General features: G+C 41.4%; 44 protein-coding genes. 21 read left to right on the forward strand and 23 right to left on the reverse strand.

The window, feature by feature from the left end; translation table 11 throughout:
- Position 1: 1 nt before the first annotated feature.
- The 6 genes from K1I37_RS14945 to K1I37_RS14970 all read right to left on the reverse strand — a co-directional run bounded on the left by K1I37_RS14945 (position 2) and on the right by K1I37_RS14970 (position 2,862).
- Positions 2-760: a hypothetical protein gene (locus K1I37_RS14945; protein ID WP_021296155.1), complete on the reverse strand. Its 759-nt coding sequence runs from the start codon at positions 758-760 to the stop codon at positions 2-4.
- Between the two features lie 398 nt (positions 761-1,158).
- Positions 1,159-1,587 (reverse strand): YkgJ family cysteine cluster protein, encoded by a 429-nt coding sequence (locus tag K1I37_RS14950; protein WP_021296152.1) that lies wholly within the window; start codon positions 1,585-1,587, stop codon positions 1,159-1,161.
- Positions 1,587-1,802: a hypothetical protein gene (locus K1I37_RS14955; RefSeq protein ID WP_021296151.1), complete on the reverse strand. Its 216-nt coding sequence runs from the start codon at positions 1,800-1,802 to the stop codon at positions 1,587-1,589. Before K1I37_RS14955 ends, K1I37_RS14950 begins: the two co-directional genes overlap by 1 nt.
- The gene (locus K1I37_RS14960; protein ID WP_021296150.1) at positions 1,799-2,191 is read right to left on the reverse strand and encodes a hypothetical protein; all 393 of its coding nucleotides are present in this window, start codon (positions 2,189-2,191) and stop codon (positions 1,799-1,801) included. The genes K1I37_RS14955 and K1I37_RS14960 overlap by 4 nt, the downstream gene beginning before the upstream one ends.
- A 289-nt stretch (positions 2,192-2,480) precedes the next feature.
- Positions 2,481-2,672 (reverse strand): hypothetical protein, encoded by a 192-nt coding sequence (locus tag K1I37_RS14965; protein WP_021296148.1) that lies wholly within the window; start codon positions 2,670-2,672, stop codon positions 2,481-2,483.
- 4 nt (positions 2,673-2,676) lie between these two features.
- Positions 2,677-2,862, reverse strand: a complete 186-nt coding sequence (locus K1I37_RS14970; RefSeq protein ID WP_021296147.1) for a hypothetical protein — start codon at positions 2,860-2,862, stop codon at positions 2,677-2,679.
- A 334-nt stretch (positions 2,863-3,196) separates the two neighbouring features.
- On the opposite strand from K1I37_RS14970, the gene K1I37_RS14975 reads away from it, so the two are divergent.
- The 8 genes from K1I37_RS14975 to K1I37_RS15010 all read left to right on the forward strand — a co-directional run bounded on the left by K1I37_RS14975 (position 3,197) and on the right by K1I37_RS15010 (position 7,911).
- The gene (locus tag K1I37_RS14975) at positions 3,197-3,709 is read left to right on the forward strand and encodes a hypothetical protein (protein ID WP_021296146.1); all 513 of its coding nucleotides are present in this window, start codon (positions 3,197-3,199) and stop codon (positions 3,707-3,709) included.
- Between the two features lie 354 nt (positions 3,710-4,063).
- Entirely contained in the window at positions 4,064-4,375 is a 312-nt protein-coding gene (locus K1I37_RS14980; RefSeq protein ID WP_021296144.1) for a hypothetical protein, read from the forward strand.
- 5 nt (positions 4,376-4,380) lie between these two features.
- Positions 4,381-4,620, forward strand: coding sequence for a hypothetical protein (locus K1I37_RS14985; RefSeq protein WP_021296143.1), 240 nt, complete (start codon positions 4,381-4,383; stop codon positions 4,618-4,620).
- Positions 4,621-4,840: 220 nt separating this feature from the next.
- Positions 4,841-5,206, forward strand: a complete 366-nt coding sequence (locus tag K1I37_RS14990) for a hypothetical protein (protein ID WP_021296142.1) — start codon at positions 4,841-4,843, stop codon at positions 5,204-5,206.
- 813 nt (positions 5,207-6,019) lie between these two features.
- A complete protein-coding gene (locus tag K1I37_RS14995) occupies positions 6,020-6,391 on the forward strand; it encodes a hypothetical protein (protein WP_152498772.1) in 372 nt (123 codons plus the stop codon).
- Positions 6,392-7,036, forward strand: a complete 645-nt coding sequence (locus K1I37_RS15000; RefSeq protein WP_021296139.1) for a metallophosphoesterase family protein — start codon at positions 6,392-6,394, stop codon at positions 7,034-7,036.
- A 375-nt stretch (positions 7,037-7,411) separates the two neighbouring features.
- The gene (locus K1I37_RS15005; RefSeq protein WP_021296137.1) at positions 7,412-7,588 is read left to right on the forward strand and encodes a hypothetical protein; all 177 of its coding nucleotides are present in this window, start codon (positions 7,412-7,414) and stop codon (positions 7,586-7,588) included.
- A 95-nt stretch (positions 7,589-7,683) separates the two neighbouring features.
- Complete coding sequence (locus K1I37_RS15010; protein ID WP_021296136.1) at positions 7,684-7,911, forward strand: hypothetical protein; 228 nt, start codon at positions 7,684-7,686, stop codon at positions 7,909-7,911.
- Positions 7,912-8,140: 229 nt separating this feature from the next.
- On the opposite strand, the gene K1I37_RS21960 is transcribed toward K1I37_RS15010, so the two are convergent.
- From K1I37_RS21960 to K1I37_RS15090, 17 genes are all read right to left on the reverse strand, one after another.
- Positions 8,141-8,275 (reverse strand): helix-turn-helix domain-containing protein, encoded by a 135-nt coding sequence (locus tag K1I37_RS21960; protein ID WP_407653229.1) that lies wholly within the window; start codon positions 8,273-8,275, stop codon positions 8,141-8,143.
- Between the two features lie 22 nt (positions 8,276-8,297).
- Positions 8,298-8,624 carry a hypothetical protein gene (locus K1I37_RS15015; protein WP_021296135.1) on the reverse strand — a complete coding sequence of 109 codons (327 nt, stop codon included), beginning with the start codon at positions 8,622-8,624 and terminating at the stop codon, positions 8,298-8,300.
- Positions 8,621-9,283: a DUF2293 domain-containing protein gene (locus tag K1I37_RS15020; RefSeq protein ID WP_021296134.1), complete on the reverse strand. Its 663-nt coding sequence runs from the start codon at positions 9,281-9,283 to the stop codon at positions 8,621-8,623. The genes K1I37_RS15015 and K1I37_RS15020 overlap by 4 nt, the downstream gene beginning before the upstream one ends.
- A gap of 135 nt (positions 9,284-9,418) precedes the next feature.
- Positions 9,419-9,589, reverse strand: coding sequence for a hypothetical protein (locus tag K1I37_RS15025; RefSeq protein ID WP_021296133.1), 171 nt, complete (start codon positions 9,587-9,589; stop codon positions 9,419-9,421).
- 12 nt (positions 9,590-9,601) lie between these two features.
- Positions 9,602-9,904, reverse strand: a complete 303-nt coding sequence (locus K1I37_RS15030) for a hypothetical protein (protein ID WP_021296132.1) — start codon at positions 9,902-9,904, stop codon at positions 9,602-9,604.
- A 137-nt stretch (positions 9,905-10,041) separates the two neighbouring features.
- The gene (locus tag K1I37_RS15035; RefSeq protein WP_021296131.1) at positions 10,042-10,212 is read right to left on the reverse strand and encodes a hypothetical protein; all 171 of its coding nucleotides are present in this window, start codon (positions 10,210-10,212) and stop codon (positions 10,042-10,044) included.
- A 134-nt stretch (positions 10,213-10,346) separates the two neighbouring features.
- Positions 10,347-10,559 (reverse strand): hypothetical protein, encoded by a 213-nt coding sequence (locus K1I37_RS15040; RefSeq protein WP_021296130.1) that lies wholly within the window; start codon positions 10,557-10,559, stop codon positions 10,347-10,349.
- Between the two features lie 62 nt (positions 10,560-10,621).
- On the reverse strand, positions 10,622-11,059 hold the full coding sequence (locus tag K1I37_RS15045) for a hypothetical protein (RefSeq protein WP_021296129.1): 438 nt from the start codon (positions 11,057-11,059) through the stop codon (positions 10,622-10,624).
- Positions 11,060-11,072: 13 nt separating this feature from the next.
- Positions 11,073-11,558 carry a hypothetical protein gene (locus tag K1I37_RS15050; protein WP_021296128.1) on the reverse strand — a complete coding sequence of 162 codons (486 nt, stop codon included), beginning with the start codon at positions 11,556-11,558 and terminating at the stop codon, positions 11,073-11,075.
- Between the two features lie 223 nt (positions 11,559-11,781).
- A complete protein-coding gene (locus K1I37_RS15055) occupies positions 11,782-11,991 on the reverse strand; it encodes a hypothetical protein (RefSeq protein ID WP_021296126.1) in 210 nt (69 codons plus the stop codon).
- Positions 11,992-12,033: 42 nt separating this feature from the next.
- Positions 12,034-12,396 (reverse strand): hypothetical protein, encoded by a 363-nt coding sequence (locus tag K1I37_RS15060; RefSeq protein WP_021296125.1) that lies wholly within the window; start codon positions 12,394-12,396, stop codon positions 12,034-12,036.
- 3 nt (positions 12,397-12,399) lie between these two features.
- Positions 12,400-12,576, reverse strand: a complete 177-nt coding sequence (locus K1I37_RS15065; protein ID WP_021296124.1) for a hypothetical protein — start codon at positions 12,574-12,576, stop codon at positions 12,400-12,402.
- A gap of 321 nt (positions 12,577-12,897) precedes the next feature.
- The gene (locus tag K1I37_RS15070; protein ID WP_021296122.1) at positions 12,898-13,116 is read right to left on the reverse strand and encodes a hypothetical protein; all 219 of its coding nucleotides are present in this window, start codon (positions 13,114-13,116) and stop codon (positions 12,898-12,900) included.
- Between the two features lie 30 nt (positions 13,117-13,146).
- Positions 13,147-13,335, reverse strand: a complete 189-nt coding sequence (locus K1I37_RS15075; RefSeq protein WP_152498771.1) for a hypothetical protein — start codon at positions 13,333-13,335, stop codon at positions 13,147-13,149.
- A 1,391-nt stretch (positions 13,336-14,726) separates the two neighbouring features.
- On the reverse strand, positions 14,727-14,954 hold the full coding sequence (locus K1I37_RS15080) for a hypothetical protein (RefSeq protein WP_021296117.1): 228 nt from the start codon (positions 14,952-14,954) through the stop codon (positions 14,727-14,729).
- 5 nt (positions 14,955-14,959) lie between these two features.
- Positions 14,960-15,682: a hypothetical protein gene (locus tag K1I37_RS15085; protein ID WP_021296116.1), complete on the reverse strand. Its 723-nt coding sequence runs from the start codon at positions 15,680-15,682 to the stop codon at positions 14,960-14,962.
- A gap of 124 nt (positions 15,683-15,806) precedes the next feature.
- Positions 15,807-17,042 carry a hypothetical protein gene (locus tag K1I37_RS15090; RefSeq protein ID WP_021296115.1) on the reverse strand — a complete coding sequence of 412 codons (1,236 nt, stop codon included), beginning with the start codon at positions 17,040-17,042 and terminating at the stop codon, positions 15,807-15,809.
- Positions 17,043-17,142: 100 nt separating this feature from the next.
- On the opposite strand from K1I37_RS15090, the gene K1I37_RS15095 reads away from it, so the two are divergent.
- From K1I37_RS15095 to K1I37_RS21965, 13 genes are all read left to right on the forward strand, one after another.
- Positions 17,143-17,418: a hypothetical protein gene (locus tag K1I37_RS15095; RefSeq protein ID WP_021296114.1), complete on the forward strand. Its 276-nt coding sequence runs from the start codon at positions 17,143-17,145 to the stop codon at positions 17,416-17,418.
- Between the two features lie 154 nt (positions 17,419-17,572).
- On the forward strand, positions 17,573-17,782 hold the full coding sequence (locus K1I37_RS15100) for a hypothetical protein (RefSeq protein ID WP_021296113.1): 210 nt from the start codon (positions 17,573-17,575) through the stop codon (positions 17,780-17,782).
- Positions 17,783-17,913: 131 nt separating this feature from the next.
- Entirely contained in the window at positions 17,914-18,276 is a 363-nt protein-coding gene (locus K1I37_RS15105; RefSeq protein WP_021296112.1) for a hypothetical protein, read from the forward strand.
- A 148-nt stretch (positions 18,277-18,424) separates the two neighbouring features.
- Positions 18,425-18,895, forward strand: coding sequence for a hypothetical protein (locus K1I37_RS15110; RefSeq protein WP_021296111.1), 471 nt, complete (start codon positions 18,425-18,427; stop codon positions 18,893-18,895).
- Positions 18,896-19,008: 113 nt separating this feature from the next.
- Positions 19,009-19,176 (forward strand): hypothetical protein, encoded by a 168-nt coding sequence (locus tag K1I37_RS15115; protein ID WP_021296110.1) that lies wholly within the window; start codon positions 19,009-19,011, stop codon positions 19,174-19,176.
- Between the two features lie 828 nt (positions 19,177-20,004).
- Entirely contained in the window at positions 20,005-21,504 is a 1,500-nt protein-coding gene (gene dcm / locus K1I37_RS15120; protein ID WP_021296109.1) for a DNA (cytosine-5-)-methyltransferase, read from the forward strand.
- 35 nt (positions 21,505-21,539) lie between these two features.
- The gene (locus K1I37_RS15125; RefSeq protein WP_021296108.1) at positions 21,540-22,043 is read left to right on the forward strand and encodes a hypothetical protein; all 504 of its coding nucleotides are present in this window, start codon (positions 21,540-21,542) and stop codon (positions 22,041-22,043) included.
- Positions 22,044-22,128: 85 nt separating this feature from the next.
- Positions 22,129-22,416: a hypothetical protein gene (locus K1I37_RS15130; protein WP_021296107.1), complete on the forward strand. Its 288-nt coding sequence runs from the start codon at positions 22,129-22,131 to the stop codon at positions 22,414-22,416.
- Positions 22,417-22,605: 189 nt separating this feature from the next.
- Complete coding sequence (locus K1I37_RS15135) at positions 22,606-22,803, forward strand: hypothetical protein (RefSeq protein WP_021296106.1); 198 nt, start codon at positions 22,606-22,608, stop codon at positions 22,801-22,803.
- On the forward strand, positions 22,794-23,171 hold the full coding sequence (locus tag K1I37_RS15140) for a hypothetical protein (protein WP_021296105.1): 378 nt from the start codon (positions 22,794-22,796) through the stop codon (positions 23,169-23,171). Before K1I37_RS15135 ends, K1I37_RS15140 begins: the two co-directional genes overlap by 10 nt.
- A gap of 23 nt (positions 23,172-23,194) precedes the next feature.
- The gene (locus K1I37_RS15145; RefSeq protein ID WP_021296104.1) at positions 23,195-23,524 is read left to right on the forward strand and encodes a hypothetical protein; all 330 of its coding nucleotides are present in this window, start codon (positions 23,195-23,197) and stop codon (positions 23,522-23,524) included.
- Entirely contained in the window at positions 23,521-23,880 is a 360-nt protein-coding gene (locus K1I37_RS15150; protein ID WP_021296103.1) for an SLOG family protein, read from the forward strand. The genes K1I37_RS15145 and K1I37_RS15150 overlap by 4 nt, the downstream gene beginning before the upstream one ends.
- Positions 23,873-24,118, forward strand: coding sequence for a DUF4442 domain-containing protein (locus K1I37_RS21965; protein WP_161624345.1), 246 nt, complete (start codon positions 23,873-23,875; stop codon positions 24,116-24,118). The genes K1I37_RS15150 and K1I37_RS21965 overlap by 8 nt, the downstream gene beginning before the upstream one ends.
- Positions 24,119-24,122: the final 4 nt, after the last annotated feature.

Raw genomic sequence — 24,122 nt, forward strand, 5'->3', positions numbered from 1 at the left:
ATTACATCACCTCGCCACCGAAATCGTGTGAGTCGTCAATGATAACCGCTTCACTGATATCACGCCCGTAGTATCGTTTGCCCCTAAAAACAAATCTATCACTAGACAAACATTCGATATTTGCGGAACTTGCATATTTAGTTTTCACTACGTATGTAGCTGATGTAGTTGGCCACTTAATTACATCTCCTACCTGCGCTTCCGTCGGTTGTGGTGCGTTCAAGTACATATTCAGCACCATCAATCCCAACGCGCGATATAACGCAATCGCCTTACCGATATGTACATTGAAACAATCATCTGGTTGACATTTCGCAATTCCACGTGCCCACACTTTACCTGACGACTTAATCAATGCTACTACAGTACGTTTATCACGATTAACAACAAAGTCAATTTTATCTTCGTATGAAAGAGTGATAGTGATACCATCACGTAGAAAGTGTAAGTGTTGTGTCATCATCAACTCATCCACATCACGTTTAGCCATTTCAATCACCTGTTCGCGCGTGTACTGCTGCTGCGTTGCCGCAAACTCTGATCGAACTCGCAGTTCATCTGCTTCATTATCAAACAAAGGAATTTTTCCCATTCCATATAACGCTTTTATTTGTTCAATTGATAGATGCTTACTCTCCAATGCCTCTACACGACGTGTCAAGTCAATTACCATTTGGCGAAGTTCGACCAAGTTGCCCATATCAATCGGTCCCGATTCCTGATAGAGTTTACCCGCGTGCATTGTGATATTTTCAGCCATTATACATTCCCCCTCGTTGTTTTTCTGCTGCGTACCAGCCATGCCATTGCACCTACCCACGCAATCATCGTCATCTTGTATAGATTCGTAGGATATGACCAGTGCGACCAGCAATAAGTGAAGTCATGTATCATCTGTTGTAATATCATTTTCCTCACCCTCCTTTACAATTAACTTTATATTAACTATATCATATAGTTAATGTCTATTGTTGATATAATCAGATTTGATTTTCTGTTCCCGCTCAATCACCTCCCATTGATACGGTTTAACCTTACGTCGTTTATCACACTTTGGACAATATATGTAATAGTCAGTACGTACATGATTAGCATATCCATCGTACACATCGACCTCAAGCACCTTATAATATTCGTGGTCGCACCTTTTAAACCATTTCATCGCAGTATCTCCTCTGCCAACGCTATCATCAATTGTCGCTCACCTGGGCTAACTGTTTCGTCGTTTATGTATCCACACGTCGCGCTATACCATGTCATGGTTTCCGTCGGCTTAATACGTCCATAATATGGATACTCACTGCACACGGGCGGTCTATCATCATGTGCCATACACTTGTGAGTCGATTTGTCGTACATGTCACACGCGTAATACCATACGTCATGGTCAATCAATCCCACTTCTTTTTGCAATCGCAATAGTGGATTTATATGAAATGCTTCGTCCTCGCTAATATTTCGCCAGTGTTCGCCGATAAATGACCAATCACGGCTATTGACGTATTTATTGTGTTCCTTCTCCTCTGGAGACACATTGACACGTATTGCCTCGCAACATTTTCCGCACATATTGCAGTATCCGTGCATTAATTATCCAACTCCTTCAGCGTATATGTTGTATTACCATTTGGTGTTTTTTCAGTTATCCATGTCACTACTTTATATAGCTTGCCATCCGACACGCCGCGACCATATGCCCACTGCAACACCTTGTACACATCCTCATAGCTCTCACGTGTCACAGCACCACGGCCGCATAGATAGTTGAAGCATTGTTCGATGATGGGATTGTGATTGGTCATTGTGTATCACCTACCTCAACGACTAATATTAGGTATTTGCCCCCATACGTACGCAGTTCACTAAGTAAGTCATGTCCACCAACGTTTAACTCCTCATCCGTCCACAAATACCCTGTGATTTCGCTGTAACGGTCGATATATTTGGCATCAACATCCCCGTATCGGTAATACTGGCGAATATATGCCTCCTGCGCCTGCTCCAGTGTCATAGATGACTTGGTAATGTAGTATCGTACGGATGCCGTACATGGCAAATCTAATTCATCCTGCAACCGTTTAGCAAGCGGATCGCCATTATAGTAATCCCGATGTCCAGTATCCAACATTAGAACATCCATTGCTTCTCCGTAATCACGCACATGTAGCCAACCTGCAAATGTGTACTCCATCACTTCTCCTCCCGTTTCGCCCCAATATACAAACATAGTCCACGCTCACAATTTCAGCCACGGCAACATAGCATCATATCCTCTCGTTTTGATACATTGCATATATCATCCATGATTGCGTCCACTCTGGCAGTTTGTCGCGCTGTTCATCACTCAATGACTCGTATAATAAACTTGACAATTGCTTGATTGTAACTAGCGAACGGTAACTCCAACAATCACCGCATAGACAAAACGCATCACATATTTCAGTAGCCGCGATAGGCGTGTTACCCCAAACAGACATCATCTACGCCTCCTGACCTTTATATAACTCATGACCGACTGGTATATTCGCATATGTACCTACACCGCGTAACGTATACACAACGTCATAGCCAGCTTTACGACAAAGAATATTGCGAACATGCACATTTTCACGTGCAGCAAATTCATACACATCTTTCGTATCATCTACGTGCTTTACAAATACAGGAACCACATGTTCACCTCCCGCTTATCCATTTACGTAGCCGAGGGAATGCCCCTAATGCAACACCAACAAGAATGAAACCAAATAACGTATCCCACACACCGTTATACTTGATTATGTAGTACGCCGTGACCATTGCAGCCCATGCCGTAATGTAAATCCCTGTCCACAAAGCGATATCGACAAGTTTACGTTTCATCGGATTCACCTCCACAACAATATTTTATCACAACTATATCAATTATACTATGGATTGTCAATGTTTTATATGATATAATTTAATTAAAGGTGGTGATATGGATGACATGGCAAAATGGTACTCCCATTGTACGTGATGATGGTGTGCGCGCTGTAGTATTGGATATACGCGATCTTGGCTATTGGATACGTGACCAGTACGGGGCTACATATTTGCTCCAACATACGTGGTGTAAATCATGGACAACGGCAGACAAACAACGCAGAAAACGTGGGAAATAATTATACATATTCAACAGTGAAATGGTATAAATATTCAATTCGAGGTGATGTGATTGGGTGATTGGGCTTTAGTCAATAAGGTGACTGGTGAAGCGTATGATATGCCGTCCACTTTTCCAGACAAAATGTTGGTGGTTGATTATGAAACCATCAAGGAAAAGAAACGGACACCTAGACTGTTCAGGAAATTGATGAGCGCGTTCACGATGATAAGTGTAGATGCTTGTCAACGTGATACACGAGATACACTGTATAGCGGTAAACCAAATCCGCATAAGTTATCACACAATGCGCGTTCGTTGATGTGGACATTACAATCATACATAAATTACGACTGCATACCTACATATCGTGGGGTGACGCTGAATTTGACAGACATCCAGAATTTGATGGATTGGAGTCGTCCTACATTTACAAAAGTGCTATCTGAGTTGGCTGATAAGGAATATCTGAAACGTGTTAAACACGGTACAAATTGTTATGTGATGTTGAATCCGCAAATTGTATATCGTGGATATTCCATTGATTATGCTGAAGTAGTTAAACGGTACAATAGTATAAAGTAATAGTACCCACGTACATTAAAAAAGTCCTATAAGCGTTGATATGACACGGAAAACTCGAAATTTGATACTGTAAAAAGTTTTTATACTATCTATAAAAATGGACGTCACGGAGTGATGATATGATTCGTAAAGTGTATATCGACGCTGGCGCTACCCACATGATTAATGTTAAACATGGCGAGACTGTTCAAATCTATGACCGCGAAACCAGAGAACTTCTGAAGACTGTGCGATACGACGAAATCGAACACAAACAACGGATAAAGGTGGGATGTTGATTGAGCTTGGATTGATTGATGCGCGAGGAAATGTGTCCGACAGAATTATTCAACCAGTGTGCGAGGAGTGATATATATGACTAAGTTTAATATCAAATATCCATCCGACTTCACAAATTGTAACCATTTATGGGATGTGGACGATGAGATAATTAACCATGAAATTCAATGGTGTCTGCGCAACATGAACAGATTTCCCGATCAACTGTCTTGGACATCGCGGATCGGCAACACGATTGTATTAGTTATACGTTTTAATAAACCCGATGGAGATGATTACGGTGTGCTGGTGACTAAGGATTACGCAGTGGCCTCTGTCGATTGCAATGGCCATTTGACGAAGGGCTGGGAATTGCAAAATTGGGAACATCGACGTGTGGAGGAGTGAGAAGGATGCAATTACCAGTTGCTATAAAATGTAAAAGTCAATTCATCAACACTGTCATTAAAGATGTGGCGCAGGTTCGCATAACAAGTGATTCAATCATTGCGTTTCCAGTGCGCGATTTGTATGGGTTAGAAGTGATAGTTGATGATACGTTAGAATCGGACTACGAGGTTCTGTATGAAGAAGTACCGTCACTAAATGACATGCAACGATTAATCGCACAACTGCCAAAATTCGAGGAGTGATTGTGTGAAACAGGATGAAAAAGAGTTGCTGTATCAGTTATAACACCGCGTGACATTATCAATCAACCTACCTTCCCTATTCACTATAAACGCGCACATTATCTGTTGCAGAAATGGGTGAATAAGGGCTGGTATGAGTATGGCGTGACGTTAGATTTAGGATGGTTGACACTCGAGGGTGAACGTGTAGCGAGTGTAATTAACAAGGAGGAATGAATTAATGAATCGCATACTGCCGGAAGATATTCTCAATGCCTATGAAGTAACTGGTCTAAAACCGTCGCGGAAAGGAGTATATGATGGAGTATATTGTCCACCAACGTTGGCGGTCGTGTATGCTAAATACGGTTACAATGATCGCCGTGGATATGTACTTGAACATTTGTATGGCGAAAAGTACATGGCACTAAGTTTGCATTATACCGACGGACATTTCGATGGTTTCTATGGTCATGAATGTGGTTCTATATATACGGAGTGGAGTTCACCTCCAACGGCAATACCAGACGATTACAAACAAGGATTCGAAGATGGTCGTGCAGCATGGGGAATGTGTATGGCGCGTGGCTTAATCGACGATAAATAACAAATTGCAAGGAGTGATTACACAATGTTAAATTTCATCGGCTGCGGTAGTGCGTTTAATACTAAACTCGGTAACAATAGCGCGTTTTAAAGGAGTGATATAAATGTCTATTGATGACACTATTTCGTGCCAGGAGGCGATTGTGTGGACAAGCATCAATGGATACTCGCTATATGGACAGTCTTTTTAATGGGATTACTGATATGGGTGTGCTCACTTTCGCATTGGTATAATTGAGCCATTTTGATTGTGATTGAAATTTTGATGGCTATATATACCGTATATACAATTTATCATATGAAAGAGTGATACGTATGGACTCGTGTGCGGTGTTGCATTTGTGTTCGATGACCCAGTGGAGTACATAAAAATCGACGTGGAGGCGATTGAATGCAAACGTTAATTCGACGCATTAAACGTGCCAGTGTAATGGATTTAATACTCGTCGGATGGATTTTGTTACTTACATTGCTAATAATCTTCGCAGACGCGACTGTACATTTCCACAGTTGGCCGTATATGTTAGCTGGAGTTGCAGTGTACATATGTGTTGCGGGTACGATATTAGAAGGACGTGATGATAAGTGAAGTGTATGTGTGGCGGAGATTGCGAAACACAATATCGTGACGAATTAATCCGTATCGGCAAGAAAGTTGTTACCGTACGCAATGTGCCGCTAGACGTGTGTACACGATGCAACGACCCCGACTACGGCGTGTGGTGGGATTATAACACGGTGAAAGTATCTAGGAACGATGCGCGATATGCTATTGCAAATGGCCTTCCTGAAGTTGAATACGGTGTGTCAAAGGATGGCGATGATATTAATGCGGAATAAACACAGTTTGTCTAAATATCCAGTGACCACTCCCAACGGTACATATAAAGTTGTTGTTGGATACATCAAGCGTAAAAATTCATATTGTGGCGACACATTTACTTACCGTTCATTGGGCGTTGAAGTACATACCAGCAATAGTCGATTTTCTCGTCCGGCATATGTTAAGTATTTCGATGGTATGGAAGAACATCAGATAGATTACAAGAAAGTGGCGATTGATGCTGTATTAGATTACGAGGAACAATTATCTGAGCATATATATCATGACAATTTAATCAACTTTTCTAAGCGCAAATTTAATGAATGGGATGGGACGATCAAACATTCAAAAGGAGATGAATAAATGGGACGACTACTCGCTCTATCGGATATACACGGATGTTATGACCAATTTGACGCCATATTGCTCGAATCAAATTACAATCCAGATTGCGACCAATTGGTTCTCCTTGGCGATTACATTGACCGTGGGCCACGTGTGCGCGATGTCTTGCAGCGTGTCGTACAACTAAAGAAGGATGGTGCCATTTGTCTCCCTGGTAATCACGAGGACATGTGTATCAATGCCCTATCACCACGTAATCAACTCGATGGATACTTAGACATGCAATTGTGGGTTCAGAACGGCGGATGGTCGACATTGGACGCGTTTGAAGGGTATATGTACGAGTTGGACAGGTATGTCGCGTGGTTTAAAACATTGCCACTATATCACGAAACCGACCATTACATATTCACGCACGCGCACATGGCGCCAAATACACCCGTGTCAGAACAAACACGTGATGATTTGCTATGGGGTCGCCACGAACTCCCTGTTGGTGTTGACAAGGTTAACGTACACGGGCATACACCAGTGGATGGCGTGATACTAGTACACGATCAACTATATGTCGACACTGGCTGCGTGTTCCGTGGCAAACTGAGTATGGTTGAGTTGCCAAAGGATGGCGATATTGAGCGCATGAAAGTGTGGGATGTATACTGATGATACGATACAATAGGAAATATTCATTTCGTGATTATTTTTCCAAAATACTTGACACTCTAATTTGGGCAATAATAGGTGCTACCATTTTATTAGTTGTCGTATATATTGGAGCATGGGTTTGGTCATTCTTCCAGCCAGTTAGAGATGATGTTGGCACCATTAAATCAATGGATATGATACCTGGCTCTTATTCATACGTATCGAGTGGAAAAACATCAACCGTAGTGTGGAATCCGCCTACATACACATTAACATTGGATGACGGCAACACATATGACATTGACGAGACGCAGTATACAACTTTTAAGCGCGGCGAATACGTTGATGTGAAATATAAGGGTGTAATCACTGTTAGTGTGAATGAGGTGAGCAATGAATAACAACAATATCCCTTTCCGCACACGTCCTATTGTTGTAACAGGCAAACAAGCACGCAAGATAGCCAAGGAAATGCGTCAACCATCTACACAAGAGAAAACTGATAGGCTGCGGCAGATATTGAGTAATCGTGTGCCCAGGATAGATAAGCAAAGAGGTAATGCTAAATGACACGCCAATGGCAAACGTACACGGTGCAACGAGACCCAACGCGAAGGATATACGGCAACGTGACGCGTATGTGAGATATTTGGAGGTGAACGGAGATGGATATTAATCGTAAACGACGCAAATCTAAATTGGTGAATATGACGCCGGAGGACATACGCGAGTGGAATGAACAAACCACACTTACGCGCGGTATTAGCAAGTTGAAGTATACGGATATATGGCCAACTGAACGCGAGGACGACGGTACAATATTACTCGACCGCAATAATCCAGACCACGTTGAATGGTACGAGGATGACGCGCTCAATTCAAATGACATTTGATCCGCCTACAATTTCGCATAACTTCCGTACATCGTCATTGAAAACGACCACTCCAACGCAATCGAAAGCACAGCAAAGCCCCGTCCGATATTGGATGGGGTTGATGCGACCGGTTGTGTGCATATCTGGATTGTCGCGTAGAGGACGTAAAAACTCCCACTAACCAGCAGGAGTGAACGGAATGGCACCATCGCAAGGTATATCTTATAGGATAACGGGAATTATGCAACTAGTTATCCATGATTTCTTCCATACTAACACCGTAAAATTCGCATAACTTTTTTAGCGTCTGTACAGATGGTCTCTTTTTGCCAAGCTCGATATCGCCAAGAGAACTTCCCAGTATTCCGATTTTTTGAGCCACATCTGAAAGTGACAAATTAGCGTTATTCCGTAGCCTTCTTAGTTTGCTGCCTTCTGGGAAACGACGCCGTGTTTTTTTTCTTCCTGATCCCCGACAGATAGGCTGATATGATCATTTTAGCTCGTTCATCAACTGTTTCACCAAGACGTTCTGCACTTGCACATAATTGTTCATTTTCTTCGTCAGAAAGACTGATCGAAATTACTGTATCATTATTTGACCGCAATTCAGCCAAAAATTTCTTGACAAGTTCATACTCTTTATCCGTCATTCGTATTGACCTTGTTGGCTTTCTACCTGTGGCTGGCCTTCCTGCCCCTGGACGTTTACCTCCATGCTGATTACTCATGCTTCCATCCCCAAAAATTGACGTACTTCGTTACGGACTACCGAATTAAATTCACGGCGTATATCGGGACGATCCTCCCGCAAAATGAACTCATCATCGTAATCTGTGTGGTTGTGTCGATAATGAGCGACAACCGCAGCGTAAATGTTGTCTGCCGATATGCCGTCTCGATAAAGGATACCACCGTCGAGATAGTTATCTTGCATGATATCCACTAAAACCTCAATGTTTTGACACTTGGGATAGTGTCGTTGGGCTAATAACTCCCACGAGATTGTCTTGTAGGTATTTAGCGCATGAATACGGGCGTCCTCACGGTCAAAGGATTCTTCAGCCTCATCTTGATACAACTCCTGTAGTGCTTCCTGCTCATCACGCTCTTTACGCAAGTCTTCGATTGTACTCATCAAGGATTCCAACCAAGACTGTATGCCTAGGTCAGAGTTTTCGAGTGCCACAACTTCATCCGATGTCATGTTGTCCGTGTCGAAGCAATCCAGTGTACCCGCATCAATCCAATCACCATCTACGCGGACGGACACAAACACGTTCTCCACCAATTCTTCAATGTTGGCGATATCGATTATTTCCTCATTCCTTGTGTCAAACCCGAACACCTCCAACTTTACGTTTCCAAGTTCGAATGCGCTTTGTACCATCAGAACCCTCTCCTTTCTTGATTTAAGTATAACATTTATCAAAATAATTATGCAATACACTTTTCAAGATGAAAATAAAAAAGCACCCGTAACCAGGTGCCGTGTGTGCGTCATTGATGCGGGTGTGTCGACTATTTATTTGTACCATTTCGGCATCTTCACAAATATACTTATACCCTCTCCATATCCCAATGAATCCAACACTTCGCACATCAAATCGTCTGCTTGAGGATGTGATATTTCTTCATCCATGATATCGGCGATTTCCTGCATTTTATTTTTAAATTCCTCTGGTGCCATTGTCACAATACATCCTCCTCACTGTGCCATCGCATATCGGCGTTGTGGCTGCTGTTGTGTGCGTGTATCAAATGATTTATACCCTTTACCGACCATCTTACGTGGATTTGCATACACAAAACGTTTGCAATCAGGACACATACCATACATTGTTCCATCATCGTGTTTATGTAGATGTATCATGGCCATTCGTGCTCGTGTACCGCCTGTAAAACAGACATGCGAAATTTCATCGTGTCCCCACATAACCTTTTCTACACTTGCGGCTCCCATAGCGCGGGATGCTTCGCGTGCATTGAAACGATTCGTTACCTGCTCCATGATCATTGCCACCTTTCAAGTTATTTGTTGTGACTCTGTACGAATCGTACGTCATCGCCTCAACACGGATCATTATACTACACTATATTATATAAATCAACTATGATATGTAAAAACTTTGCGCATACGTTAAATTATCAATTTGCTCCATACACACGTTGTGCAATTAGATCGAACAATTGATCAATGTCATTGATGTCGCACAATGCATCGGCAATCCGTTCCTGACCGTATAGTGCGGTCAAAGCTGCAAATTTTAGTTTAGCCTGCGGAGTTAGCGTTGCATACCAACGTTCGACGTATGTCATATCAATCACCCTTTGTTTCGTATTGTACACTCTTATTATATATCATACAAAGACGGTTTATAATATAAAATTTGTGACGAAAATGTGGACGCAAATATAGCCACCTGTGTTGATGGTGGCCGGAGGCAAATATCTCATTGCAAGTTTAAAGTGACCGAGCGTTGTTGATTCACGTCTTTACCAATGGCATATCCACCAGCACAACCAATAATTAACGCCAATACGATGACAAAGATTGTACCCAAAGCCGTACTCTCCATGATACTTTTATTCTTACGTCTATCACTCTTTTTGAGTTCGGCTATCTCATCTTTCAATGCTTCTATTTCTGATTGAAGATTGCTCATATCATCACCCTTAGTATTAGTTGCAAGCGTAATTTACCACTTGTCGGAAGGGGAATCAATACTCACTTACTCATCAATCTCATCCATTGTTTTTGTCCTTCAGTTGGTTCTAAACTGAGGGTCTGCTGTGATTTCATTGCTCTCTCCAACATACGCTGGACAATTTTATCGTCAACATCCAGGTTAATCAATATTTTCTGTTCGTCTTTAACTTTCGTAGTTGCAATCACAGCCATCATATGCCTAATTACGTCTTCGCAATGAACACTTTCTTGAAACCTGAAAATATCTCTGATGAAATGCTTAATCTTTTGTTTATCAACAATTTCACACATCGCGTCTAATACAAGTTCATATACAGTCGAACTACATACTTGACTAACTTCTAAATCGCACCATTCAGCAATAAAGTGCTTGACCGCAGTTAAATTATCCTCGAATTTATGGTGCCCCTTGCACAATAGTATAATATGCTTACTACATTCGGACGGATTAATCATTTTGTTAGCCTCCTTAAAGAACCTTTGTTTTTAATTGCTTATGTTCCAATTCTCTACAACAAAATTGTAACAACTTCACTCTATCCTCTAACCACACAACATACGGCAATTTGCTTTCACTCTGTACATATTCGTTGTAAATTGTATTTTCTTCAACCACTTTAAATAATGCACTTTCAATATCATCAACATCATTCACATTAAGATACAACTCTGTAATTCCATCTCGAGGATAAAAACCCGTTTCTCTCCATTTTAACGTTGGTTGTCCGTTCTTGTCATACCAGTTTGCCTTTTCAAATGGTTCGTTGTAATTCTCAAATTCTTTTAAATCGCATTTTATAATGTAGCAAGCGTATTGACTTTCGGGGTCGTCTATTGAGATCGATAATGCTCTCATACGCATTCCAATGTCTGCACCCTCATCATATTCCTGCGTAATTTCAATCACTGGGCGTGTTCCAGATTGAACTAGTTCATAAAACTGTTTTGCATTCATTTTTTACAAACCTCCAATGAGACTCTTGATTTTATTCAAGTCCAAGGCGCTTTCTCATTAAGACACTCACACCATAGTTCTTTGTACGTTTCCTCAACTTTGGACGCTAATTCTGCGTTCCTCTCTTCTTCTAATAGCTTTCGAAAAGTATAAGCATTTTTAACTGCATTGTCGTGATTCTTCGACTTTTTAGCCATACTGTCACCCCATATCAAATCTTGTTTTATTCCTTGAACGCTGAAGGTGAATAGTATTTCAAGTCTTTAAATACCGCCACCAAATCTTGCCCAAACGAAACATCTTCAAGTTTTTCATCATCTATTGCAACGGGGACAATAGTTTCCCCACAAGGGTATTTACTTGCTGTAATAATCCACCAACCTTCCTGCAAATAAATTAAATAGGTTTCTGGCGACATATAAACCTCTGTCAATTTAATCTACCTCCAATATTTTCTCATGATGCCCATCACTTCTTATAAAAGTGTGTTTTGTATTTGTTCCCAATCTTCAAATGCGTACTCAGGGTAAGTAATATACTCATATGCCATAGCTTTAAATTCTTCACTTTTGTCATTGTAGGTGTACTCCAAGTTATGCATAGAACTCATGCCTTCATAGCCACCGTATTCAACGCTTGTTCTAAAATGACGCCCATCGCACCAGTTGGAACCCATCGTCTGTTGGAAATCAGCAATCAGTTCAATGTGTTTTTCTAGCTTCAACTCTGTTGCTAAATTCAACGCAACGTTCACACGTTTTTCTAGGTCAAATGCCCAATTCGCTCTAATGTCTCTCAGAATCAATTCTAGCAACAACGTCTTTTCTTTATCGTTCATTATTTAACCTCCTATGTTTTTGTTTATTTTTTCTCTTAGTTCTTTAATTTTTTTAACTAATTGTGAAGCCGAACTCAAAATACGCTGTGCATCCTCGTAACTAAGCTGTGCGTCATGATGATTCTTGGAATATAGCTCTTCAATTAAACCTTCAACTTTGTTCAGATCTATCTCATCCATATCCATCACTCCTATATGAAGTTTTGCCTTAATTGCCAATATTTAAATTTGATTCTAAGAATATTCGAACGGATTTCTTTTGCTTGTTCACAAGTCTCATTATGGTATATTGAGACCTTTAATTCCTCTTTTGTTTGCGTAAAAGACACGTCACCATGAGAACTTTTTCGTTCTCTTAAATATTTGACAATCTGTTTAATGCCTTCCCTTCTCCTTTTTAATTTTTCATATAATGTAGGTTCATAACATTCACTAAAGGAAACCGTCTTTGGTACTATAATCGTTACCAACGGCATCACTCCTACGAAAGTCTCGTTTCGTTCAATCTTCGTCGTCATCATCAATTTCTTCAACATGAATTTCATTTCGCAAACCGCTAAACACATTTCCTCTAACTATTTGACGATGTAGATCCCATTCTTCGATATGCTCTAATTGTGCCTCTTCAAACGCTCGATCAATCGCTTCTTGTTCTGATTCTGCTTCAACCTCTACTGATACATATCCCGTTAATGGGATTTCAACTATATATGTTTTCATTTACATTTCCCCTCGCATGGAACTTGCATTTCATTCTGAGAACCTTGCTACTGGATTGTTCTTTGCTTCTTCGTAGGTGTCGTATAAATCTTCTGTTCGTATCCAAGGATTAGACATTACATGGTCTGGCAAAAATGTATAGTCACCATCGGTGTGTGCTGTTTCTACTCCTATAACACCTAACGCACCGCCTGCATTGTAATACTTCTTATTCTTCACACGTCATCGCCTTTCCATAAACTCGAATTCTACTTACTTTTCTTACCGAAAAATTTCATGCGACAATTGGCACATAAGACTACTTTATCCTTACCGACATAAAATTCCGCCACGTCATTAATTTGAATCACCTTACCCGTCGAACCACAATGTATGCGGCCAATGCAATCAATACGACAATAGCGCACATTTCCCACAACACAATATTATATGCAGATTCGACCAAATCAGTACGTTGATGTGTGTGAGCCGCAATTGCCCACCAAATACGCCAATTAAGTGGCCATAGGAGCGACGATAATGCGTTGTATACAGCTGCGTAAATGTTAATGGCTGCGTTGACGATGAATGAAATCATAACACGCTTCCTTCCGTCGTTCGTATTCTATTCTCCACAATAAGTTTTGCGCGTTCAATCACATCCTCATTAGTGTCATAAGGACTGCACAAAACGAAAACAGTAATCGTAAATGAATCACATTTTAGTGTGACATTTTTACCATACATCAGCACGACACCTCCTTAATTAAATACAATTGCACATCTATCGCTAATCATGATTTCGCCACGCTTGCCGTCATCCATTACAAACCAATATCCATAATCATCATGACGCCTAAATGTTCCCGCCGAGATTAGTTTTCCGCAAACACCTTCACGTTTAAGTATCCGTGATACCCGTTTCCGTAATCTATTTTCCATTGTTTGACATATTCACCGGTGACAGCGTATACTCACCACGTTCAAACGCGTACTCGTGGCCATCGATGTGCACAATTGCACCAGTGCGACCATTGTGATAGCCGGATGTGTGTGTATAATATGTACCTCCCGTTGTTACCTCAGCCAATCGGCGTCATCGGTGTGATTTGTTGATATGATTATATTATATAAAACGAACGAAGTCAATATGATTGTTGATATAAAATGCCGTAGCAGCTATATCGTTTTATAAAAGTGGATGTCGGACACCTTGGATACGTTTATCACTCGACAATGGTGAGAGTCGTGTATAGTGATTGAAGCGTGTATATTTTCTCTAAATGCTTTGTCTACTAAATTTTCATATTCACGTTCTATGCCATTGTCATATAGTACGTTCACTATCAGTCGCATCTACCGCACCTCCTTAATTGATACAATATCCCATGACAACACATCTATACGTGTATGTGCATTGGTGATGGGGTTAAGTGAAATGTCATCGTCACTTCTCCTACTCTACTATCTTCGATTTCCCCACTATCCTGTAAAGCTTCGGTGATATTTTCATAAAGTTTTGCGTATGCTAGTTCCTCGTGCCATGATTCGCTTTCAGTTAAAAACCACACTTTCCCATATTCCCTGTAAATGACATACAATTTCCGCACAGACTTATTCACTCCATACAATCAATTTTGGCGGACATGTTGCTCGATATACAGCGTAAAATCATCTTGATCATCGATTGGTGTCCATCTACCTTGTATACCACGTGAGATTTTATATTCTCTTTCCATTTTGCATATCCATGCCATGTATTTATATGGTTTCCACTCGTCACCAGGCTGTAAACCATGCGCGATGCAATACAATACAAAACGGCGTTGACACTCTTCAAACGGTGGTACGGTGGACATATGCGTCACCTCCTCATCTCCTCCAGCGACTTAGCCAACATAATCCGCATCAACTCGTTGCCCATGTCGCCATCAGATGCAATCAACCGTTGCAAGTCGTTAAAGTCTAATTTCGGCAGGATGACGTTGATAAAATAGTCGATATATGCGTTGTGCTCGGCGTCCTGTTCACGTTGTCGTTTTCGTGCTGTGAAGTCGATGACGTTGGATACTGGCGTATATGTAACGTCGTGTGTTGGTGCGGTTACTTCGGCAACGTCTAGAGATGGCTTCTCAACAACCAATGCGGATTCGTATGCGTCGATAACGGTCAACCATTCGCCACGTTTCATTTCGTTGATTGTGTTGGCCACATATGCCATAACTGCTTCGCTTACACCTATGTGTTTCGCTGTCGCTAGTACATTGTTGTACATGTAATCGTGACCATTTACATCCTTCAGCCAGTTATACCATACGCTGATTGATGTGGTCGGATCAACAATTTCACTGGCAGCCACTTCGGTGATATCGTAACTGGTCGAAACCATGGATTGCGTGTACTCGTCATAGTATGCTGTGCTGTGACGTTTTACGTACCCTTCTGCACCACGACGAGTCTTGGCAAATTTAACGATTGCACCATTTGCCATTGATACAACAAACACTTTGCTGCGATAAACATTAGCGAGTGCTTCCTGTGCGTGACATGGATAAGCATTGATAGCGTCGATTACTGTACGTTCCATTGTTACCGCCTCCCGTTTGTATTATATCAATTGTATCAACGCGGATCAACACTTTTATATAATATAGTCTCTCTTTAAGGGTAACACCCTATAAACCGCGTGGTTGAGCCATTTTTACGCAATTTTATCGGGTATGATCTGATAACCAATTCACCAACAATGTGCGAGCGCGTTTCGATGGTATGTATAAATTAATCGGCTTGCCGTCGCGTATTGCTGAACGGAATAACCACTGTATCATTTCCGCCAAAAAATATTCATCCTGGTCAACCGTTATACCCTTGTCATGGAAGAAGCCATATACAATTGGGTTAACGTAGCGATTTACAGCATATACGACATTTGAACGATCTCGATAGTCATTTGTAGCACGTGCTGTACATGGAACAAACGCACGGGCAAATCCTTCCCCTTTTAACTTATTACGATGCTTGATAAATGTTGTCCACATGGCATCGGATGATTTGGATTTAACAATATTGCGCAGGTAGTTGCTGATGTTATTTTTAAGTTGACGGATTACTAGTGCGCTGCGTTTATCATACCACGTGCTCGATAAGCTGTAATCTGCGTCGCCTATATCGTTCAATTTACCATCATATATGTTGATTAATTGTTGTAGCTTCGCACGCGTATGTGACTCATCGGCGGGGCCAGGAACGAATGAATAACGACCATTGACTATTTCGGCGTGCCACATTTCATAAGAAACATTGAACAAGTCATAATAATATGCTTGAATTTGTCCACTGAATCGGTATGTCAATATGTATACTTGTTTGAAGGCACGGAATATGTCTGCTGGGAATGCCCATACCAGTATAGTGTCACGGTAGTAAATCAATGTGTGATTAAGTGCCATATCGCGTATGTCATCGTAACGCGTTTCGTAGTTCATTTTGTCTTTATTCCAAGTGATAAATCCATCATCATCAACACTGATTAGACCGTTTTCGAATAATAAATCGATGTCGTTCTTTTTCACCTCCAACTGTTCAATTACATCCATAACTTCATCTAATATCAGAACGTAATTTCCATTCTGAATCAGTTCCCTTGTTTCGTCATTCGCGCGCTGAAACAGTGCGTGTGTTGATGCGATACACTTACCGTCTGCCAATAGAGCATGAAATGAGTCGAATTTGGTGAATGTCTCACCTTTTACAGTTTGGAACGTTGGCGAGTAAAATTTACGGTGGGTAGATTGTTTGATGCGATCAACTTCATCAAGATACGGCGTTATGTACACATAATTGTTGGCACTATCACCGAATTCATCCATATCTTCGTTGATCATGTTGATGGCTGCCGATGTCTTACCTGCACCTGGCAAAGCGTCAACTACGCGTATAGTTGTCATATGCATACCTCCTCTTTGATTAAATTATATCATGTAAACCGCTTGACGTACATGGTATAGATGATATAATCGTATCAAAAGGAACGAGGAGCGATGAGGGATGACAGGTAAATACACAATTGTAGCGTTCAACTCGGTGGGTATTATGTACGAAATGAAAACGAATATTATTAGCGTTACAGAGGAACATGATCGTGTTATTGTCATCCACAAACCGAAAGGAAAACGCAGTGGATTTAAGCACACATATGACAAGGATAGCGAGTTGAAAATTTACAAAGGTTGGGTAGACACAGGTGTTAATGAGCAATTGATGTATGAATCGTATCAGCCGGTTTTACAGCAAATACAAGGCGAATTGGTGTACACATTCTGATCCGCATCGATAATACACGGTAATCCGCCACCTATCATAGTGATAGGTGGTTTTTGTTGTGTATATCATTTATTTAAATTCGATATTGCATACTCGATGATATAGATGATATAATAAATACATGAAGAACAACACAAGCGGAGGTTGATGGAAGATGAAGATCAACAAGGAAACGTTAGCACAGTACATTCAAGCAGGTGGTAACATCACCGAATTAGCTCAAGATATGACAAACAAAATCGCACCGCTTATGGCTGAAAAATTCCCGATGTTGGACGCTATGACAATCGGCCAAATGGCTAAAGAATATGTAAAAACATTGTTCATAGAAATCACATATAATGGTTTGACGCTAGAACGATAAAAACGATATAACAGCCACCTGCTTCGGTAGGTGGTTTTGTTGTGTATATCATTTATATACATTTGTTGTTGCGTATGTGATTGTATATGTGATATAGTATTATCAGAAAGCAAAACACGGAGGCGACGCGAATGTATATGACACTCGAAGAGTTAACACATGAACAACAAATGATCGCCGAATATGGCGACTGCTTCATGTTTCTACTCGACGAAAGTGAAATGTACACCTCGGATGGGAAAAAATTTATGTACGAGACAGACGCAATTAAGTTGTTCGTGGCCGCGTTACCTTCCGATGCTGAGTCGCTTCAATTAGTTGATGCAAAAGGACGTATGGCTATCGTACACCGTTGCAGTAAAACAATTGGTGTATGGCAGGTATCCTTCTTTGATAGCAACGGCGCATATGCTGATACGGTACGCGATACACGTGATGAGGCTGTTGTGGCTGCTATCGAACGCGGATTTAAGACAATTGTGGCTGTGATGTAATGTACAACGCGTATATGATGATACAACGGTCATCGGGTAAAATCGATGGCCTATTTGCCGTGTTTTATATTGTATAAACCATTGATACTGTATAGTTGAATTGATATAATGAACACAGAAAGAGCAACAGACACGGAGGATGATAAACATGATGAAATACACAGTTGGCAACCGAGCATTCGAGACATACGAAGAGGCAATGGCATACTGCGACATGGTTGACTTCGATTTCCACGATATGATCGTACCGTTTGAAGAAGATGTAATCGAACAAGTAACATCGATGGAGACAGTTCGAGCACACGAGAGCAGCCGTCCCGAAGGTGTGGCAAAAGACGCCTATACAGTTGTATGTGCGCAACGTCCACTACCTGGCGATATCGTATGGGAAGGCGAAAGTGTAGGAAATGGCGTATATTATGCAGCTGGTGATATCACACGGTACAGTAAAGTATGGGAACAACTAGAGGCGATGCAGGTAGAGTATATGAGTAACGACGATATTACGGGCGAGTTAAACAAGTGGCTGGCTAAACGGAACATGACGATGGATGCAGCGTTGGAACGAGTGGATATGGATACACTGTGTGGCATGGCTAAATTGCCACAGATACAATAAGACGATACCTATACGGTCACCGGCTACGGCTGGTGGCCTTTTGTATGATATAAAATGTTGACAGATGCTGATATAATTGATACAATGGTAACAACAAATGGAGGCGATGAACGATGGAACAACAATTAATCGAACGCGCACTATTGAAACTTAATTCGGCGTATCCGTACGAGATGAACGCAGAAAACCTGAAAATCGAGTATCTCGAATTATTCGACCGTGACGATACAAAATTGACAGTCGAACAAATGGCAATACGCATGATTAGAGCGTTGGAGTAACAGGCTGGCGAATTGTTGATGAAATTCACTCAAGAAGAAATACACATGGGTGACTGATTTTTAATCAATACCGCTGGTACAATAGCCAGTGGTTTTTTTGTTGCGTATATCACCCCCTACCCCGCCACGAATCCTCACGCTTACCAGGCGTCAAGGTATCCCCCTCTATGGCCTCATTCACCCTGTGTATAGTGTATGTGGCGTAAATCATAGTGTGATGATGAGTGTGTAAAAGGTGAAAAAAGTCTAGCTCCCGCGCGCGCCAGCCCTCGTTTCGTCAAAACCTCGCACCACACCGCAATGGGATAGCAATGTGTAATAGTCAACCACACCGGCATCGTACACATACAAGGCAGCATACGTGCGTACATTTGTCAAGTAAAAAGTGAGAAATGGCACCAACTTCGCTGTATCGTATTTTAACGAAGTAGAAAAGCCGTACAAAAGTGGACATATTCAGGGGTCTCGATGCGAAAAATGACGAGTTTCTTCCTATATAAGTGCGACAAAAAGTGTGTCCAACAGAACATACGTTCGTTATAGTTACTCACATTTAGTGTAGTGGGGGTCAAACTTCTGGTAATAATTGTTATTTCGTTTAAATTTCGCAGACAAGCCTAAAAGCTCGATAATATGTATTTTGGAAAACATCGCTTTAGCATACTAAAGCACGTCAAACTTATACGCGCCTCTCATCACCAACCTCGGTTGATTATTCACCGTCCAAATTTTTATTATAATATTTTTTCGGAAACCTCGCTTTATACTATTGACGCACCCAACTTTATATCATACAATTGATATAAACACATAGGAGGTGTTATAGTATTGCCCAAGTTTAAATATGTGTCACTGTTCAGTGGCATCGGCGGTTTCGAGACAGCACTTAATCGTCTCGGTGGCGAATGTGTGCTTGCATCGGAAATCGACAAGTATGCTAATCGTGCGTATAAGTTGTTGTATGGTCACGAAACGGCTGGTGATGTCACACAAATTGATGCATCACTCGTACCTGACCACGACATACTTGTGGGAGGTTTTCCCTGTCAATCATTCTCCGTCGCCGGTAAGCGTCTTGGATTTGATGATGCACGTGGTACACTGTTTTTCGAAGCAGCGCGTATCGCATCAGTCAAGCAACCGTCATTCGTGTTCATGGAAAATGTGAAAGGTTTAATCTCACATGATAAAGGTAAAACGTTGGAGACTATGTTGTTCGTGCTCAACGACATCGGGTATGCTGTGGATTTCGCCGTGTTGAATAGCAAATACTTCGGTGTGCCACAGAATCGCGAACGTATTTTTATCATTGGCAAACGAACTGATGAACATGTGCCGTGGGATATTCCACCTGGTAATGATGTCGTAACTAAGGCTAAACGTAAATTGGCTGATATGGGGTTACGAACGTTCAACTTCCCATATCCCACTAACAACATTGTAACCACTCGCCTACTCGATATACTCGAAGATAACGTTGACGAGAAATATTACATAAGCGATGAGAAAGCAGCGAAGTTGTTAGAGCAGTTGAACGATACATATTATCAACAAAGTGATATGCAAATGGTTGGTATGCTTGATGTCAAAGGTGCAGATTGTACGCGTCGAGTCTATTCATCCCTAGGCATTTCCCTCACATTAACCACGATGGGCGGTGGTAATCGGGAGCCGAAGATTGTAGTTCAAGATCATGGTGAATTACGCGAACGTATGGATGGGTTATCGACATGTGTTGACGCCAACTATCATAAGGGTATCGATAATCATGGCGCACGAACAGCGGTCGTCGAATATAGTCGGCAAACTGGCATCGGTAAAGAACTTGATGTGGCACACACACTTAACGCATCGGATTGGCGTGGTCTGAATCGAAATCAGATGCAGAACGCAGTAATTGAGGTGCGCGCATTAACCGAACGTCGTACCGATGAAGCAAAACAAATTCGGCGTGAGTATCGTGAAAAATATGGACGTGACTTTTCTCCTCGTCGTGGTAAAGAATTGGTTGAAAGAGATGATGAGGTGGCGAATACATTGACATCGACACAAACGGTTGAACAATGGTTGGTTATTAAGCCTACATATCGCATCCGTAAACTGACACCACTTGAATGTTTTCGTCTACAAGGGTTCCCTGATGACTACTATTATAAATTGAAGTCGGATGGCATTAGCGATACACAATTGTATAAGTTAGCAGGAAATGCGGTAACTGTTCCTGTGATTGAGGCCATTGGACGAGAACTGGTACATATGCTTGAAGAGACTAATACATATCAATCATTGGCTAATGAAAATACTACATACATTCAACCGTATATGTGATTTATATGATATAATTGATATAAAGTTGAAAGGGGGTGATTGAACTGGATAAGCACTTTATCAATCTCACCAATGGGATCGAAGCTATCCCATCGCTCAACTCCGACTATGCGTTTATCCGTATCCAGTCGACAGCTTGCGAACAACATCGATGGGACTATATTATTCGCGAACTGGACTATAATTTCCTCATGTCCCTTGCACTCGGTTATCACTGTATTGTTCACGATTACGGCGCAAACAAATCCACTCCACGTTCCGTGTACCAAGGGCTAGTGTGGATTGAATACGTGCTTAATCGACATTGGTTCGGTCGCGAAATTTACGCATATGTACGCGCACACAATTGCCGTGATTACTTTGCGCAGTGTTATGCCGAGTTATCAGATGCGTCGCTGCGTAAGTTGGATTATTTCAAGCGGTTTGTTTCAACCGACCATATCCGTCTGGACGCATGTACATACTCCACTACACATGATGGAGATTACGGGTATTATGTACAGTTGTTAAAGGAGGGACCACTATCCTCGGCATATTGATTTGGTTGGCTGTGGCTGTTGCGTTCACTGTGATCGGATGGTTATCAGTATAATTATGGTATTGTATCACATAGGAGGTGCCCACTTGTATAAACCACAATTAGGCGAAACAGTATGGTTTGTGTTCCGTTTGGACGACGACTATGAAATTAAATTGTACGGAACTGTCACCGTAAAGAATCTGATTGATAAATTCAATAGATATTACGAATATGGGATTTCTACTGATGATGGAGAATATTATGTGACCTCTGAAATGATTTATCGTACACGTGCTGAACTATTGCGTCGCGATTTGAAACAGGCAATGGATAATTTGGATAATATCGAAAGCACCATAGCATATCTGGAATCTGAATTGACTAATGAGTAATCACATGAATATCTCCATCATTGATTCGATTGTCGCCAAGTATACCATGGCGTGTTATTGTTATTTGCGTTTGCTGGCGCTGTGGTGTTGATAATCAACGGAATCAATATTTATCAAGAATTGCACAATCCAACGTGGTACATATATCAATTGATGTTACCTCAATAGATTATATGGAGGCCGTGAATAATGTTTGAAATTGGTGACAAAGTTTATACCATTGATTCTGGCGAAGTTGTCGAAGTCATAATTGACCGCGTAGCCAATATTCCCGACGACGACATACTGGTATATGTAATTGGCGAACGCATATATGGATCATATGACATCTTCCTATCATATGCCGAAGCCTATACCGCAAAGGGGATGAATAATCAATGCAACTAATCACACCTAACCAATCGCTGAATCGCACGCTCCGTGCTGGTGATGTAATTGTATGGTTTACTGGCGAGCCAATTATGTGCATATCGACAAAACGCGGCACAAAAGGCTTGTTATTCTTACGCGATGGCACGCTTAGATCTGAGTGGGATTCATTTGATGAAATAGTTAAATTGTGGAGTGAGTATGATTATGAATACACCATCTACTCCGCCGACGAATGGGCATTGCAATTGGTCAGACTTGATGGTGATGTGGACGGTGGCGAACAGACATCAACTACTGCATGTTGCAAATGTGGCGAAAAAACCATCGTACATAACGGTGTGTGTATAGATTGCGCATTGATCCGAAAATCGCACAAATTATAACCAAGGAAGCGACGGTGATAATAATGGAACCCGTTAAGTTATCCAAGTATCCTGTTACCACCATTGTTGGTGAGTATTACGTAGACCTGGAAGACAAGTATGTTACCGCCAGACTCTACAACCTTGTCGCACGTGTCTACGTCAAGCGTAATTCTCGATTCCTAAAATGGAAGTTGGTATATAGGACGCATACTGGATGGGATAAGCGCAATGAATGGACTGGTCGATACGTCGAGTTTGCAAAGTTAGCAGTGCGTGGATATGAGCAAATGATGGTCAATCAATTACGTTCCCAACAAGCACACAACGATGGCATCACACAATTTGAACGATGGGATGGTGTGGTTGAATGAATATCGCCATTGTCGGTTCGCGAAACTATCCTAACCAAGATGATATTTTTTGGTACATTAATTCACTCCCCATTGAAGACGTTGTTGTATCAGGTGGCGCACGAGGAGTTGATTCATACGCTGAAACGTTTGCGCGTCAACGCGGGATGACAGTCAAGGTATTCCACGCCGATTGGGATAAATACGGAAAATCGGCTGGGTATCGAAGAAATGTAGATATTGTGAACTACGCAGACAAGGTTGTTGCATTTTGGGACGGTAAAAGCAAGGGAACTAAACATACGATTGATATTGCACGGAAATGCGGCAAACCAGTTGACATTTATAAACCGAATGGTGGTGACTTGCATGACTAATCAATTCGTACGCCCTACTCTACAACGTTGTCCTGCATGTGGATATGCTGGCGATTTCATATCACTAAATCATATTCGTACTGTACACGGCATAGCCACACGAGATGAGTTTGAGCGTACATATGGAACGCTGATTGAAATCGATGCACGTGTACCACCACATATACGTGAATGGGCACGTGAGATGAGTAAGGATTATATGAGCAAAGCACATCGTCGATATATCGGCATTAGTTGAGAGG

It is taken from the genome of Alicyclobacillus acidoterrestris (assembly GCF_022674245.1).
Lineage (GTDB): Bacteria > Bacillota > Bacilli > Alicyclobacillales > Alicyclobacillaceae > Alicyclobacillus > Alicyclobacillus acidoterrestris.

Coding starts and splice junctions, on each gene's coding strand:
- K1I37_RS14945 (WP_021296155.1), bottom strand. CDS start 760: ATGGCTGAAAATATCACAATGCACGCGGGTAAACTCTATCAGGAATCG.
- K1I37_RS14950 (WP_021296152.1), bottom strand. CDS start 1,587: ATGCACGGATACTGCAATATGTGCGGAAAATGTTGCGAGGCAATACGT.
- K1I37_RS14955 (WP_021296151.1), bottom strand. CDS start 1,802: ATGACCAATCACAATCCCATCATCGAACAATGCTTCAACTATCTATGC.
- K1I37_RS14960 (WP_021296150.1), bottom strand. CDS start 2,191: ATGGAGTACACATTTGCAGGTTGGCTACATGTGCGTGATTACGGAGAA.
- K1I37_RS14970 (WP_021296147.1), bottom strand. CDS start 2,862: ATGAAACGTAAACTTGTCGATATCGCTTTGTGGACAGGGATTTACATT.
- K1I37_RS14980 (WP_021296144.1), top strand. CDS start 4,064: ATGACTAAGTTTAATATCAAATATCCATCCGACTTCACAAATTGTAAC.
- K1I37_RS14985 (WP_021296143.1), top strand. CDS start 4,381: ATGCAATTACCAGTTGCTATAAAATGTAAAAGTCAATTCATCAACACT.
- K1I37_RS14990 (WP_021296142.1), top strand. CDS start 4,841: ATGAATCGCATACTGCCGGAAGATATTCTCAATGCCTATGAAGTAACT.
- K1I37_RS14995 (WP_152498772.1), top strand. CDS start 6,020: ATGGCGATGATATTAATGCGGAATAAACACAGTTTGTCTAAATATCCA.
- K1I37_RS15000 (WP_021296139.1), top strand. CDS start 6,392: ATGGGACGACTACTCGCTCTATCGGATATACACGGATGTTATGACCAA.
- K1I37_RS15005 (WP_021296137.1), top strand. CDS start 7,412: ATGAATAACAACAATATCCCTTTCCGCACACGTCCTATTGTTGTAACA.
- K1I37_RS15010 (WP_021296136.1), top strand. CDS start 7,684: ATGGATATTAATCGTAAACGACGCAAATCTAAATTGGTGAATATGACG.
- K1I37_RS15015 (WP_021296135.1), bottom strand. CDS start 8,624: ATGAGTAATCAGCATGGAGGTAAACGTCCAGGGGCAGGAAGGCCAGCC.
- K1I37_RS15020 (WP_021296134.1), bottom strand. CDS start 9,283: ATGGTACAAAGCGCATTCGAACTTGGAAACGTAAAGTTGGAGGTGTTC.
- K1I37_RS15030 (WP_021296132.1), bottom strand. CDS start 9,904: ATGGAGCAGGTAACGAATCGTTTCAATGCACGCGAAGCATCCCGCGCT.
- K1I37_RS15035 (WP_021296131.1), bottom strand. CDS start 10,212: ATGACATACGTCGAACGTTGGTATGCAACGCTAACTCCGCAGGCTAAA.
- K1I37_RS15040 (WP_021296130.1), bottom strand. CDS start 10,559: ATGAGCAATCTTCAATCAGAAATAGAAGCATTGAAAGATGAGATAGCC.
- K1I37_RS15045 (WP_021296129.1), bottom strand. CDS start 11,059: ATGATTAATCCGTCCGAATGTAGTAAGCATATTATACTATTGTGCAAG.
- K1I37_RS15050 (WP_021296128.1), bottom strand. CDS start 11,558: ATGAATGCAAAACAGTTTTATGAACTAGTTCAATCTGGAACACGCCCA.
- K1I37_RS15060 (WP_021296125.1), bottom strand. CDS start 12,396: ATGAACGATAAAGAAAAGACGTTGTTGCTAGAATTGATTCTGAGAGAC.
- K1I37_RS15065 (WP_021296124.1), bottom strand. CDS start 12,576: ATGGATGAGATAGATCTGAACAAAGTTGAAGGTTTAATTGAAGAGCTA.
- K1I37_RS15070 (WP_021296122.1), bottom strand. CDS start 13,116: ATGAAAACATATATAGTTGAAATCCCATTAACGGGATATGTATCAGTA.
- K1I37_RS15080 (WP_021296117.1), bottom strand. CDS start 14,954: ATGTCCACCGTACCACCGTTTGAAGAGTGTCAACGCCGTTTTGTATTG.
- K1I37_RS15085 (WP_021296116.1), bottom strand. CDS start 15,682: ATGGAACGTACAGTAATCGACGCTATCAATGCTTATCCATGTCACGCA.
- K1I37_RS15090 (WP_021296115.1), bottom strand. CDS start 17,042: ATGACAACTATACGCGTAGTTGACGCTTTGCCAGGTGCAGGTAAGACA.
- K1I37_RS15095 (WP_021296114.1), top strand. CDS start 17,143: ATGACAGGTAAATACACAATTGTAGCGTTCAACTCGGTGGGTATTATG.
- K1I37_RS15100 (WP_021296113.1), top strand. CDS start 17,573: ATGAAGATCAACAAGGAAACGTTAGCACAGTACATTCAAGCAGGTGGT.
- K1I37_RS15105 (WP_021296112.1), top strand. CDS start 17,914: ATGTATATGACACTCGAAGAGTTAACACATGAACAACAAATGATCGCC.
- K1I37_RS15110 (WP_021296111.1), top strand. CDS start 18,425: ATGATGAAATACACAGTTGGCAACCGAGCATTCGAGACATACGAAGAG.
- K1I37_RS15115 (WP_021296110.1), top strand. CDS start 19,009: ATGGAACAACAATTAATCGAACGCGCACTATTGAAACTTAATTCGGCG.
- K1I37_RS15135 (WP_021296106.1), top strand. CDS start 22,606: ATGTTTGAAATTGGTGACAAAGTTTATACCATTGATTCTGGCGAAGTT.
- K1I37_RS15140 (WP_021296105.1), top strand. CDS start 22,794: ATGCAACTAATCACACCTAACCAATCGCTGAATCGCACGCTCCGTGCT.
- K1I37_RS15145 (WP_021296104.1), top strand. CDS start 23,195: ATGGAACCCGTTAAGTTATCCAAGTATCCTGTTACCACCATTGTTGGT.
- K1I37_RS15150 (WP_021296103.1), top strand. CDS start 23,521: ATGAATATCGCCATTGTCGGTTCGCGAAACTATCCTAACCAAGATGAT.
- K1I37_RS21965 (WP_161624345.1), top strand. CDS start 23,873: ATGACTAATCAATTCGTACGCCCTACTCTACAACGTTGTCCTGCATGT.